We start from the raw sequence: 12,366 nt of genomic DNA, 5'->3' as shown, positions 1-12,366 counted from the left end.
CCCGACGCACTTCAGCTTTGTGATCCACGAGGCCGCGCTGCGCTCGGTGGTTGGCAGCCAGAACGTTGTGCACAAGCAGTGCGATCACTTGCTGGAGATCGGGAAGCAGCGGCACCTCTCGATCCAGGTGCTGCCCTTCGCGACTGCTCCCACCGCGGCGCTCAGTGGTCCGATGGTCCTCGTGGAAACTGCCGATCACGAGCGCTACGCCTTTGTGGACGGGCAGTCGACAGGGGCTTTGTACTCCGGTGGAGACAAGCTCAGTACGCTGACGCAGCGCTATGGAATGATCCGGATGCAGGCACTTGGCGTTGAGGAGTCGGCCCGGTTCATCAGGAAGGTGGCGGGGGAGCTGTGAGTGACGAACTGGCATGGTTCAAGTCCAGCTATAGCGACTCCGAAGGGAGCGCCTGCCTCGAAGTCGCCTACACCTGGCGAAAGTCCAGCTACAGCGACTCCCAGGGCGGCGAATGCCTCGAAGTCGCCGTCTGCCCCCACACCACCCACGTCCGCGACTCGAAGCTCGGCGCTGGAAGCCCCCGCTTCGCGGTACCGGCGGACGCCTGGGCCGCGTTCCTCGCGTACGCCGCCCGCGAGGCCTGAGGCGGAGCGGCCGGTGACGGCGGCATGAGCACCGGTCACGAACCGCGTCACCTCCTTGTCCGTGCCCTCGGCACCCCGTCTCCGCTGTACGGGACGGACGCGGGCCCCCTCGCGGAGGTCGCCGACTTCACGCAGAGCGTGCCGGCCGATTCACTCGGACTCCCCGGCGAGTTGGCTCGCAAGCTGCTGTCCTGGTCACAGACGCGCCCACCCGGCGGGTTCACCGCAGGTCCGGCCTTGCGGAAGCACGTCGAACGGGGCCTGGAGGTCGCCCGGGCGTTGGCAGGACACCTGGGGTCCGCATGGGTGGTGCGCTACTGGGACGAGCGGCAGGACAGGGCAAAGTTCGTGTGCTGGGGGTGCGGACGCCTGGACTGGGCCCTTGAGGAGCACGGCGAGCCCCCGCACCCGCTCCACATCGTGGTCGAAGGCGAGTTCAAGTGGTACCCGCTCCGCGCCGAGGGATTCGGAGACTTCGCGCCGGACGGTCCCGTCGGCGGTCTCCATCTGTCCGAGGAACTGGTGGCCGACCTGTACGCGTGGGCGAAGAGCATCGACACCACGGTGAACCTGGACCTGCGGGACCGGGAGGACGGTAAGTACGACGACGAGTGGGAGCGGCTGTTCCACGAAGGGACGGAGCTGGCCAGACGCGTCGCGCGCGAGCTCGGCCCTGCCCGGAAGGTGACCTACAAAGGCCTGGCGAACGGTGGTCTGGCCGCCATGACGTCGGTCACCTGGCAGGGGGACCGGGAGGTGTGAAAGTCCGCTGGACGCGACCGGTGAAGTGCGGTTCGTGTATGCCGTGAGAGGCCTGAAAGGCTGGAGGGGACGACTGTGACGGGACGGCAGGAGCCGTACTACGTGGACTACGACGCGGACTTCGGGCTCAGTGGGCTGACCGAGGCGTTCACGCTCTCCCCCGCTCCGGAGAACACCGGCGCTGCACTCGGGCTCGTCACGGCGAAGCTCGACGCGTATGACCGTGAGTGTCCCGTGGGCAGCGTCGACCATCTCAGCGCGGATGAGCGGAGCATCCTCGGCTATGACACCAGCCACGACGACTGGGGGTACGCCGATGAGCTGCGCGAGGACGTGCGCGGGCTCGTCGAGTCCCCGCTGGCGGACGAGGCGATCCGGGCCGTGTGGCGAGCGGCCGCCGGAGGCGGGTGGGATCCCGCGGCGCACGGCATGAGCGCCCGTGACTGGCTGCGGCGCATCGACGAGACCTGCGCCGCGCGCCCGCCCCGGAAAATCCCCGGGCGACGCCCGGCACCTTCCTCGTGGTGGGGCGCCTGGCGGCCGGCGGCCGACGAGGTGCGTGACGACGTCGTCGCGGAGATCGCGGAGATCGCGGAGATCGCGGAGATCGCGGAGATCGCGGGCATCGCGGGCATCGCGGAGATACGGTCCTGTCGCGAGCAGTCGGCCGGTCCCCTCTCTTCCCCCGGTCCCCTCCCTTCCCCCGACACCCTGTCGGCCCTCGAAGAGGTGGCCGCCCGCGTGCATCCCGATCTCGGCTTCCGGCTCTTCCTCCGCGCGCTGAAGGTGCACTCCGTGCGGATCGAAAAGGCGCGCTACGACCGGTTCCAAGCGCTCGGTCAGAGGTTCGGCCACCCCGCTCCGCTCATCGACTTCGGTCTCGACATCGCGTGGCCGCCCATCGACACCGCCCGCCGCGATGCCACCTGGGACTTCGGGTTCTCCCACCTCGCCGGGCAGGCACATCAGGACTGGTGTCCAAACCGGGAGGAGATCCGGAAGGCAGCCGAGGGCGACGACATCGGACAGACCCCGGGCTCCGCGGCGGCCGTCCTCCTGGAGGACGCGCTCCGTCTGCTGCGGTCCGCACTGCCCGACGCCGCGGTCACCGCCCTGTGGGCCGGCGCCTCGGACAGGCCAGGGAGTACCGACGGCCGGGACTGGCTTCGGCTGATCGCGGACGTGTGCCGGGAGCGGCTGAGGGAGGCCGCCCCCACGTACACACCCTTTGTGGCGCCCGCCCGCACCGAACTCGCCGACACGGTGCTGCGGGAAGTCCGGGAGACAGCGCCCGCGGTGGTGGACAAGGTCATCAGCCCCCACTGGCATCCTGTTCCCGCCACGGACGTCATGGACCCGCTGGAACACGTGGTCACCCGGATCGATCCCGATCTCGGGTTCCGGTTGTTCCTCCGCGTCCTGAACGCGCTGTCCGTGCGACTCACGCAGGAGCAGTACGACCGGTACGAGGCGATCGGCGAGCGCTTCGGGTACGGCGAGTATCACGTCTCCGGCGTGGATCACCTGATCGAGGCCGGCTGACCCGCCTCAGCGCAGGGTGAACGTGGACAGCCGCACACCCCCGCTCAGCACCAGGTACACGCCCGTACGGCCCTTCGTCGCGCCGGAGAGGGCGGTGGTCACCGTCGTGTAGTCGTACGGGGATGCCGTGCCGTCCGTACGAGCGGTGCCGACGAGCGGGCCGGTCGGCGAGCCCAGCCGGACCTCGACCGTGCCGGACGAACCGGCGACGCGTGCGCTGAACTCGGACGCACCAGAACCCAGTTGGGCGTCCGCGAACTTCAGCCAGGCCCCGTCGGCCGTCGCGCCCACCGCCGTCCCGCGCGCCTTCGACTCGTCGACCAGGCGGACGGAACCGGGCGTGTAGTCGTCGAAGTTCTCGGCGCGCGTCACCTTCGTGAGGTCCCGGGGCGGGATCGTCTCGCCCCGCACCGTCCATGACGTCCGGGAGCGGATGTCCGAGGACGAGGCGCCGACCAGGACGTCGTACGTGCCGCTCTCCACCACCCACTTCGAGCGGGTGACGTCCCAGTGCGCGAGGTCCTTCGCATGGACCTTCAGCCGGACGGTCTTCGTCTCGCCCGGCTTCAGGGACACCCTCGCGTACGCCTTCAGCTGCTTCAGGGGCTGCTTGTCCCTCGATGCCCGCTGGTGGGTGTAGAGCTGTACGACCTCGTCGCCCGCCCGCCTGCCCGTGTTCGTGACCGCCACCTCATAGCCGCCGGAGACGCGCTTCAGCGTGCCGTAGCGGAACGTCGTGTACGACAGGCCGTAGCCGAACGGGTAGAGCGGCTGCCCCTGGAAGTACTGGTACGTGCGGTCGGACTTGATGATGTCGTAGTCGAGGATCGAGGGGAGGTCCGACGTCGACCGGTACCAGGTCTGGGTGAGGCGGCCCGCCGGGTTCGTGGCACCGTAGAGGACGTCGGCGAGCGCGTTGCCCGTCTCCTGGCCCGCGTGGGTGGTCCACAGGAGGGCCGGGACCTCCTTCTGGAGGGCGCCGAGGGTGGTCGGGTAGCTGTTCTCCACGATCACGACCGTCTTCGGGTTGGCCGCGCGCACCGCCCTGACCAGGGACTCCTGTGACGGGGCCAGGCCCATGTCCGTACGGTCGTGGTTCTCCCGGCCGTTGATCGACGGCATCGAGCCGACCACGACGACCGCTGTGTCCTTGCCCTTCACCGCGGCAACCGCCTCGTCCACACCGCTGCGGACGACGTCCTTGGAGTAGTGGGCGGCCTCCGACTTCTCGACCAGGCCCAGGGTGCCGTCGGGGCCCGTCGGGCCGAGGTAGACCGGGTTCGACCACCAGGACTCGGTGGTCTCGTATCCGGCGTACCGGAGCAGGTACGTGCCGTCGTCCTGCTGCTCCAGCTTGAACTGCTGCTGGACGTACCAACCGTTCGGCTGGACCTGGTCGTTGACGAAGTTCGACCAGTTGTAGCCGACGTACTTGCCGTTGGCGGCCGAGCGCAGGGTCACGATGCCGGAGCCCCAGTCGAACGCGTCGAACTGGGCCGCCACCCCTGTCTCGGTGCTCTCCTTCAGGGCTCCACCGGCCTGAGACGCCCCCGCCGTCACGTACTTCCCCGTCGCCGTGTCCTTCAGCGCGATGCGGTCGACGCCCTCGCTGCTCCCCACCGAGGTACCCAGCTTCGTGGCGATGCCGTCCGCGGGCGTGACCGCGTACGGCAGTGTGCCCGAGTACCAGTCGGTGTAGAGGGTGTCGGCGAGCGGTCCGACCACGGCCACGTTCTTCGCCGAGGTCTTCAGGGGCAGTACGCCGTTGTTCTTGAGCAGGACCGCGCTCTCCGCCGCCGCCTTGCGGGCCAGCTTCTGGTGGGCCGGGCTGTTGATCACGGACTGGTCGATCGAGCCGTACGTGCCGCCGTTCGGGTCGAACTCGCCGAGCCGGACGCGGACGGCGAGGATGTGGGAGACGGCCGTGTCGACGTCCGACTCCTTCAACAGGCCGGCGGTCAGGGCCGACGTGACGGCCGTGGTCGTCGGGGTCGGGTCGCCGTTGTTGTCCGTGAAGCTGTCGATGCCCGCCTTGAGCGCCGCCGCGTCACCCTCGGCGAGGGTGTCGTAGTAGTTCTGGGTGCCGGGGAGCAGGTTTCCCGGGGCGAAGGCGTCGGTGACGTTCAGGAGATCTCGGGAGGTCCACGTCCGCACGACGTCGTCCAGGTCCGGGTTCACCGTGTCGGGGCGGCCGTTGACCAGGTTGTACGACGCCATCACGCCCGTCGTCGCGTCCGCCTTGACGGCCGGCTCGAAAGCCGCCTCGTCATACTCGTGCTGGACGCGTGGGCGCAGGTCGGAGGACGTGGTCGCGCGGTTCACCTCGTTGTTGTTGGCGAGGTAGTGCTTGAGGGTGGGGGCCGTCTTGAGGTGGTCGGGGTCGCCGCCGGTCAGGCCCTCGCCGTACGCCGTGGAGATCGAACCGGTGAGGTACGGGTCCTCGGAGTAGCCCTCTTCGTTGCGTCCCCAGCGCGGGTCGCGCAGCAGGTTGACCACGGGCGCCCACAGGTTGAGGCCCCAGCCGTCGGGGCGTTCCCGCTGGAAGCCGCGCGCCTCGTCGCCGACCGCCGAGCCGACCTGCTGGATCAGTGCCGGGTCCCAGGTGGAGGCGAGGCCGATCGCCTGGGGGAAGACGGTCGCCTTGCCGAGCCAGGCGACGCCGTGCAGGGCCTCGGTGCCGGTGCGGAAGGACTGGATGCCGAGGCGGGGGATCGCGGGCTCGTACTGGTGGAGGAGGGAGACCTTCTCGTCGAGGGTCAGCCTCCCGAGCAGGTCGTTCACTCGTTCGGTGACGGTGAGACGGGGGTTGCGGAAGGCGTACACGGGGTCGTCCGCCCCCGCCGGAACGGTGGCCGTCAGACCGGCGGTCAGCGCGAGCGCCAGGACGAGGGAGGCCCGCTGTCTTCTCCTGCTTCCTCTGCTTCTCTTGCCTTTCCTCATGTCACGGCTCCTCAAGAGGTCAGCGTGCGCGGTGCGGTACTCGCGCGTTCCGTCAGCCGGGGTGCGAGGAGCGTGGCCTCGGGTACGTCGGTGCCGCCCAGCTTCTTCATCAGCAGTTCCACCGCCCGCGCGCCCACCTCGGTGGACGGGATGGCGACGGAGGTGACGGGGACACGGACGTTCTCGGCGAGCTCGTCCGGGCAGATCGCGGTGACGGAGAGGTCGACGGGAACGCGCAGGCCGAGCTGCTCGAAGGCGTCGATCAGCGGTTCCAGGACCGGTTCGTTGTGCACGACGACGCCGGTGAGCGCCGGCTGTTCACGCAGGAGCTGTTCGGCGATCCGGCGGGCGGCGGCGGGCGAGGCCTCGCAGGGGTGGACGGAGGACGCGAGCCCGTTCCGGTCGGCGGCGGCGGTGAAGCCCTCCACCACGCGCTGCGCGAACGCCGTCCCCCGTACGTACACCTCCGGCGGCGACCCGACCAGCGCCACGACCCGGTGCCCGAGCCCCGCCAGCCGCTCGACGCACAGCTCGCCGGCCGCCTTGAAGTCCAGGTCGATACAGGTCAGTCCGGCGGGCCGGGCAGGGAACCCGATGAGGACGGAGGGGCGGTCCAGGGCGCGCAGCAGCGGCAGCCTGGGGTCGTGGAGCTGGACGTCCATCACGATCAGGGCGTCCACGAGCGCGGTGTCCGCGACCCGCCGCAGCCCCTCCTCGCCCTCCTCCTGCGTCAGCAGCAGGACGTCGTGATCGTGTTGCCGCGCCGCCGTCACCACCGACACCGCGAACTGCATCACCACCGGCACGTGGATGCCCGCCCGCAGCGGCACCACCAGCGCCAGGACGTTGGACCGGCTGCTGGCCAGCGCCCGAGCCCCCGCGTGCGGGCGGTAGCCGAGCTCGCGGATGCTGGCCTCGATGCGCTGCCGGGTCTCCTCGGAGATGGGCCGCTTGCCGCTGAGGGCGTAGGAGACGGTACTGGGGGAGACCCCGGCGTGCCGCGCCACATCGGTGATCTTCACCATCACTCGGACTCCAGCTCCAGCTCCAGCTCCAGTTCGGGTTCCAGGTCCAGGGACAGGAATCCCGTCCCCGCCTTCGCCCGTACCTCGCGCCCGCCCGCCGCCAGCCCCCAGGGCGCCGCCGGATCACTCGACGAGGCGCGCAGGGTGTTGCCCTCACGGACGACGGTGAAGGCCACCCCGCCCACCGGCACCGTGACCTGGGCGCCCCGCTCCAGTCCGTACGCGCGCAGGGTGACGCCGTCGGCGTAGACGTAGTCGGGCCGGTCGTCCACCGCGCCCACCGGGATCACCGCGCCCGGCCGCACCAGCAGCGGCACGCTCAGGAAGCCGTGCCGCTCGCGCACCCAGCGCGGACCGGTCACCGTCCGCCCCGTGAGGAAGTGGGTCCAGGTGCCGTCCGGAACGTAGTAGGAGACGTCTCCCTCGTCGCTGAAGACGGGCGCGACCAGCAGGTCCGGGCCGAGCATGTACTGCCGTTCCAGGTGCGCGCACCCCGGATCGCCGGGGAATTCGAGGACCATCGCCCGCATCATCGGGACGCCCTCCGCGTGGGCGGCGCGCGCGGCCTCGTACAGATAGGGCATGAGGCCGAGCTTCAGCCGGGTGAACAGCCGCAGCACGTCCACGGCCTCCTCGTCGAACAGCCACGGCACCCGGTACGAGGACGAGCCGTGCAGCCGGCTGTGGGAGGAGAGGAGGCCGAAGGCGATCCAGCGTTTGAACAGGGCGGGTGTCGGCGTTCCCTCGAAGCCGCCGATGTCGTGGCTCCAGAACCCGAACCCCGACATCCCGAGGCTCAGCCCGCCCCGCAGCGACTCGGCCATCGACTCGTACGTCGCCTCGCAGTCGCCGCCCCAGTGCACCGGGAACTGCTGGCTGCCGGCCGTCGCCGAGCGTGCGAAGACGACGGCCTCCGCCTCGCCCCGGTGCTTGCGCAGCACCTCGAAGACGGTGCGGTTGTAGAGGTAGGTGTAGTAGTTGTGCATGCGTTCCGGGTCGGCGCCGTCGGCGTACGCCACGTCGACGGGGACCCGCTCGCCGAAGTCGGTCTTGAAGCAGTCGACGCCCTGGGCGAGCAGCGCCTCCAGTTTGGCGGCGTACCAGTCGCGGGCGGCCGGGCTGGTGAAGTCGACCAGTGCCATGCCCGGCTGCCACAGGTCCCACTGCCACACACTGCCGTCGGGCTTCCTGAGCAGATGGCCCAGGGCCTTGCCCTCCGCGAAGAGCGGGGAGCGCTGCGCGATGTACGGGTTGATCCAGACGCAGATGTGCAGGCCCTTGTCCTTCAGCCGGGTCAGCATGCCTTCCGGGTCGGGGAACACGCGTGGGTCCCACTGGAAGTCGCACCAGTTGAACTCGCGCATCCAGAAGCAATCGAAGTGGAAGACGGAGAGGGGGAGTTCGCGCTCGCGCATGCCGTCGATGAAGGAGGTGACGGTGGCCTCGTCGTAGGAGGTGGTGAAGGACGTCGACAGCCACAGGCCGAAGGACCAGGCGGGCGGGAGGGCCGGGCGGCCGGTGAGCTGCGTGTACTTGCGCAGGATGTCCTTCGGGGTCGGCCCGTAGATCACGTAGTACGTCAGCTGCTGTGTCTCGGCGCTGAACTGGACCCGTGAGACCGCTTCCGAGGCGACCTCGAAGGAGACCCGGCCCGGATGGTCGACGAAGACTCCGTAGCCCGCGTCCGTCAGATAGAACGGCACGTTCTTGTAGGCCTGCTCGGTGGCGGTGCCGCCGTCGGCGTTCCACATGTCCACGACCTGGCCGTTCTTGACGAGCGGGCCGAAGCGCTCGCCGAGGCCGTAGACCTGGGTGCCGACCCCGAGGTTCAGCTGCTCGCGCAGATAGTGGGCGCCGGCCGCGTCCCGCATGATGCCCATGCCCTTGGGGCCGCTGGTGGTGAGGACACGGCCGTGGGCGAGGAAGTCGACGTGCCAGGGGGTGGTGCGGGCGACCCGGACGGACAGGGCGCCCGCGGTGAGGGTCGCGTGCTCGTCGTCGTGCTCCACCGTGGGGGTGAACTCACCCCTGTGCAGCCCGAAGCGGGGGCCGCGCGGTTCCTCGCCCTGGAAGTGCGTGAACGTGACGCCGATGACGTCCGGCATCGGCGCGTGCGCGCTGATCGTCACGACCGGTCCCTTCAGCAGGTCGCCGCGGTGGCGGATGGGCTGGGTCGGCGCGTGGATGTCGAGGGTTCCCTGTGCTGCGCTGACGTCGAGGACCTCGACCGGGTGCGCCGCGGTGACGCCTTCGCGCAGCAGCCAGTAGCCGTCGGTGAACTTCACGCCCACACCCCTTACTTGACCGCGCCCACGGCGATGCCGCGGGTCAGCGTCCGCTGGAAGACGAGGAAGAAGACGATCGCGGGGAGGACGCCCAGGAGGGCCGCCGCGTTGGTCATGGTCGCGTCCATCAGGCGCTGGCCCTGGAGGACGCCGAGCGCCACCGACACCGTCTGGTTGTCGTTGGAGATCAGCATGACCAGCGGCAGCAGGAACTCGTTCCAGGTCCAGATGAAGAAGAAGACCAGGAGGACGCCGATGGTGGGGCGGCTGACCGGCACCACGATCCGCCACAGCACCTGCCACTTGTTCGCCCCGTCGATCCGGGCGGCCTCGATGATCTCGCGCGGGAACCGCCCGAGGACGGAGGACAGGAGATACGTGCCGAAGGCCGCCTGGACGACGGTGAACACGATGATCACGCTGAGCCGGGTGTCGTAGAGGCCCGCCTGCTTGCTCAGGTAGTAGATCGGGTAGACCAGCGCCTCCTGCGGCAGCATGTTCGCCAGCACGAAGAAGGCGAGGACCCAGGTGCGGCCCTTGATACGGCCGATGCCGATCGCGTACGCGTTCAGGACGGACAGCACGGCGGCGCCGATGGCCACCGAGCCGGAGATCAGGATCGAGTTGACCAGCTTCTGGCCGTAGTCGACGCGCTGCCAGAAGTCCTTGAGGCCGTCGAGGTAGAGGCCGTGGGGCAGGCTGAGGGGCCCGTTCGACGAGTACTCGGCCGGGGACTTGACCGCGTTGATCGCGACGATGCCGAACGGCAGCACCATGAACAGGGCCGCGATGATCAGGGCCACGAGGACGGGATAGCGGCGTACGGCGGTCATGCGCGGAGTCCTTCCTCGGCGTCCTCGGCGCGGGTCTGGAGCTTCAGACCGATCAGGGCGAGTACGAGGATGATCACGGTCAGCACAGTGGAGATCGCGGCGCCGTAGCCGACCTGGGTCTTCTCGAAGAAGGTGGTGAAGGAGAAGTAGGACGGCACGTCGGTCGCGCCGCCGGGACCGCCCTTGGTGAGGACGTACACCGCGCCGAACACCTTGAGGGCGGCGATCGTGCACCAGAGGAGGACGACGTAGATCTCCGGTCGGATCTGCGGCAGCGTGATGTGCCAGAAGCGGCGCCACCAGCCCGCGCCGTCCAGCTCCGCCGCCTCGTACAGTTGCGGGTCGACGCGTTGCAGCCCCGCCATGAAGACGACCAGCGGGAAGCCGATCTGCACCCACACCATCACGCCCATGACGCTGTAGAGGGCGAAGTCGGGATCGCCGAGCCAGTCCCGCTGGAGCGAGCCGAGGCCCACCGCCTTCAGGAGTTCGTTCAGGGAGCCGTTGTCGGGGGCGAGGATCCAGCTCCAGACGATGCCGGCGACGGCGATGGGCAGGACCTGGGGGAGGTAGAAGCAGGCGCGCAGGACGGCGGCGATCTTCGTACCGAAGTGCTTGCCGACGAAGTCGAAGAGGGCGGCGGCCAGCACGAGCCCGAGGACCGTCGGTACGGCGGCCATCGCGACGACCATGAAGAGGCTGTGCCGGAACGACGCCCAGAACTCGGAGTCGTCCATCAGCTGGCGGTAGTTGGCGAGCCCCGACCACTTCGGCGAGCCGACGCCCTGCCAGTCGGTGAAGCTCACGCCGGTGTTCATCAGGAACGGGACGACGATCACCGCGAGGAAGGCGAGGACGCCGGGGAGAAGGAAGAGGGCGTAGGAGGTGTGGGGGCGGCGCGGGCGCGTCGTACGGCCGTGGTGCCGTTGGTGCCCCCGCACCACCCGGCCGCCCCGTTCGACGGTGACCGTCATGTCTTCGGCGCGCCCTTGTCGTACGCCGTCTGGAGCGCGCTCAGATAGGCGTCCGGTTTCTCGTTCCCCGTGATCAGCTTCTGGGTCTCGGAGACGAGGACGTCGTAGAAGCCGGCGACCGGCCAGTCCGGGTAGAAGGCCAGGCCGTCCTTGCCGGAGAGCGTGTTGAAGTCGGCGATCAGGGTCTTCGCCTTCGGGTCGGTGATGGCGGCGGTGTCGGCGCCCACCGGGACCCCGCCCTTGTTGCCCAGCAGGTTCTGGATCTTCCGCGACATGGTGATGTCGATGAAGTCGTAGGCGAGGTCCTTGTTCTTGGCGCCCTTGGGGACGACCCAGAGGTTGCCGCCGGAGCCGAGGGTGAGATTGCTGCCCGGCCAGAGGAAGGTGCCCCAGGCGAACTTGTTCTCCGTCTGGAACCGCCCGTACCACCAGCTGCCGCTGAACAGGATCGGGCTCTTGCCCTGGATGAAGGAGACGCCCGCGTCCTCGGCCTTGAGCGAGGTGGACTTCTTGCTGATGTAGCCCTTCTTCACCCAGTCGGCGAAGGTCGTGGCGGCGTACGTCCAGGCGGCGTCGTGGAAGTCGGTCTTGCCCTTGTAGAGCTCGTACTTGTCGACCCACGAGCGGTCGGCCTTGGAGAGGGCGAGCTGGTACAGGTACTGCTGGGCCATGTACTCGGCGCCTGCGTTCGCCAGCGGGGTGATGCCCTTCGACACGAACGTGTCCATGGCGGCGGTGAGCTCGTCGAGGGTGGTGGGCTCCGCGATGCCGTACTTCTTGAAGAGGTCCTTGTTGTAGAACACCATCGTGTACTCGGCGTAGTTGGGCACGCCGTACCACTTGCCGGAGCCCATGACCCCGTTGGTGTCGTACTGGCTGGTGGTGCGCACACCCGCGCTGAGCTTCTTGTCCCAGCCGCGCTTGGCCGCCTCGGCGGTCAGATCTGTGAGAAGCCCCTGCTTGGAGAGCAGCCCGGCCGTCGCGTTGCCCTTGTTGTACTCCATGATGTCGGGCGCGTCGTTCGAGTTGAGGACCATCGGGGCCGTCTTCTGGATCTGCTCGAAGCCCTTCTCCTCGAACTTCACCTTGACGCCGGGATGCTTCGCCTCGAACTCCTTGATGGCCTCGTTCCAGGCCACGCCCATCGCGCTGTCCGGCCCTTCGTAGTGCCACAGCTTCAGTGTCTTGCCGTCCGAGGAACCGCTGTCCGAACTGCCGCAGGACGCCAGCAGCAGGGAGCCCGCCAGGGCCGCCGCCGCTGTCGCCACCGCACGCCTTCGTGTCGTCAACATCCATTGCCTCCGGGGGAGTTGGATGGGTTTCGGGACCGTCACGCAGCGTTCGTCGAATCGTTTCGATGCGTGACGTCGAAGCGCTTCGACGGGGGAAGGTATGTGGGGGT

10 protein-coding genes are annotated in these 12,366 nt (G+C 69.0%); 4 read left to right on the top strand and 6 right to left on the bottom strand.

The window, feature by feature from the left end:
- The first annotated feature begins 19 nt into the window (after positions 1–19).
- The 4 genes from ACFVWD_RS14195 (at position 20) to ACFVWD_RS14180 (ending at position 2,907) form a co-directional block, all read left to right on the top strand.
- Positions 20–358, top strand: coding sequence for a Scr1 family TA system antitoxin-like transcriptional regulator (locus ACFVWD_RS14195; RefSeq protein ID WP_389596096.1), 339 nt, complete (start codon positions 20–22; stop codon positions 356–358).
- The gene (locus ACFVWD_RS14190; RefSeq protein WP_389596094.1) at positions 355–603 is read left to right on the top strand and encodes a DUF397 domain-containing protein; all 249 of its coding nucleotides are present in this window, start codon (positions 355–357) and stop codon (positions 601–603) included. Before ACFVWD_RS14195 ends, ACFVWD_RS14190 begins: the two co-directional genes overlap by 4 nt.
- A 24-nt stretch (positions 604–627) precedes the next feature.
- Positions 628–1,365, top strand: a complete 738-nt coding sequence (locus ACFVWD_RS14185; RefSeq protein WP_389596092.1) for a hypothetical protein — start codon at positions 628–630, stop codon at positions 1,363–1,365.
- Positions 1,366–1,440: 75 nt separating this feature from the next.
- Complete coding sequence (locus ACFVWD_RS14180; protein ID WP_389596090.1) at positions 1,441–2,907, top strand: hypothetical protein; 1,467 nt, start codon at positions 1,441–1,443, stop codon at positions 2,905–2,907.
- A gap of 6 nt (positions 2,908–2,913) precedes the next feature.
- Here ACFVWD_RS14180 and ACFVWD_RS14175 read toward each other — a convergent pair whose 3' ends face one another.
- Genes ACFVWD_RS14175 through ACFVWD_RS14150 form a run of 6 tightly spaced genes read right to left on the bottom strand, consistent with a single transcriptional unit; the run spans position 2,914 to position 12,256 of the window.
- Entirely contained in the window at positions 2,914–5,847 is a 2,934-nt protein-coding gene (locus tag ACFVWD_RS14175) for a glycoside hydrolase family 3 C-terminal domain-containing protein (protein WP_389596088.1), read from the bottom strand.
- 11 nt (positions 5,848–5,858) lie between these two features.
- A complete protein-coding gene (locus ACFVWD_RS14170; RefSeq protein ID WP_101404882.1) occupies positions 5,859–6,872 on the bottom strand; it encodes a LacI family DNA-binding transcriptional regulator in 1,014 nt (337 codons plus the stop codon).
- Complete coding sequence (gene yicI / locus ACFVWD_RS14165; RefSeq protein ID WP_389596087.1) at positions 6,872–9,157, bottom strand: alpha-xylosidase; 2,286 nt, start codon at positions 9,155–9,157, stop codon at positions 6,872–6,874. The genes ACFVWD_RS14170 and yicI overlap by 1 nt, the downstream gene beginning before the upstream one ends.
- Before the next feature lie 11 nt (positions 9,158–9,168).
- The gene (locus ACFVWD_RS14160; protein ID WP_168492121.1) at positions 9,169–9,990 is read right to left on the bottom strand and encodes a carbohydrate ABC transporter permease; all 822 of its coding nucleotides are present in this window, start codon (positions 9,988–9,990) and stop codon (positions 9,169–9,171) included.
- The gene (locus ACFVWD_RS14155) at positions 9,987–10,964 is read right to left on the bottom strand and encodes a carbohydrate ABC transporter permease (protein WP_389596085.1); all 978 of its coding nucleotides are present in this window, start codon (positions 10,962–10,964) and stop codon (positions 9,987–9,989) included. Before ACFVWD_RS14155 ends, ACFVWD_RS14160 begins: the two co-directional genes overlap by 4 nt.
- Positions 10,961–12,256 (bottom strand): ABC transporter substrate-binding protein, encoded by a 1,296-nt coding sequence (locus ACFVWD_RS14150; protein WP_389596083.1) that lies wholly within the window; start codon positions 12,254–12,256, stop codon positions 10,961–10,963. The genes ACFVWD_RS14155 and ACFVWD_RS14150 overlap by 4 nt, the downstream gene beginning before the upstream one ends.
- Positions 12,257–12,366: the final 110 nt, after the last annotated feature.

The sequence above is a fragment of the Streptomyces sp. NPDC058086 genome (assembly GCF_042885015.1).
Classification (GTDB): Bacteria; Actinomycetota; Actinomycetes; order Streptomycetales; family Streptomycetaceae; genus Streptomyces.
The sequence above is the reverse complement of the archived record's forward strand: the minus strand, read 5'-3'. Positions and strand labels throughout refer to the sequence as shown.

What these genes read in the sequence shown, in the direction of transcription:
- ACFVWD_RS14175 (WP_389596088.1), bottom strand. Translation starts at nt 5,847, where the DNA reads ATGAGGAAAGGCAAGAGAAGCAGAGGAAGCAGGAGAAGACAGCGGGCC.
- ACFVWD_RS14150 (WP_389596083.1), bottom strand. Translation starts at nt 12,256, where the DNA reads ATGTTGACGACACGAAGGCGTGCGGTGGCGACAGCGGCGGCGGCCCTG.
- ACFVWD_RS14170 (WP_101404882.1), bottom strand. Translation starts at nt 6,872, where the DNA reads ATGGTGAAGATCACCGATGTGGCGCGGCACGCCGGGGTCTCCCCCAGT.
- ACFVWD_RS14160 (WP_168492121.1), bottom strand. Translation starts at nt 9,990, where the DNA reads ATGACCGCCGTACGCCGCTATCCCGTCCTCGTGGCCCTGATCATCGCG.
- ACFVWD_RS14185 (WP_389596092.1), top strand. Translation starts at nt 628, where the DNA reads ATGAGCACCGGTCACGAACCGCGTCACCTCCTTGTCCGTGCCCTCGGC.
- ACFVWD_RS14155 (WP_389596085.1), bottom strand. Translation starts at nt 10,964, where the DNA reads ATGACGGTCACCGTCGAACGGGGCGGCCGGGTGGTGCGGGGGCACCAA.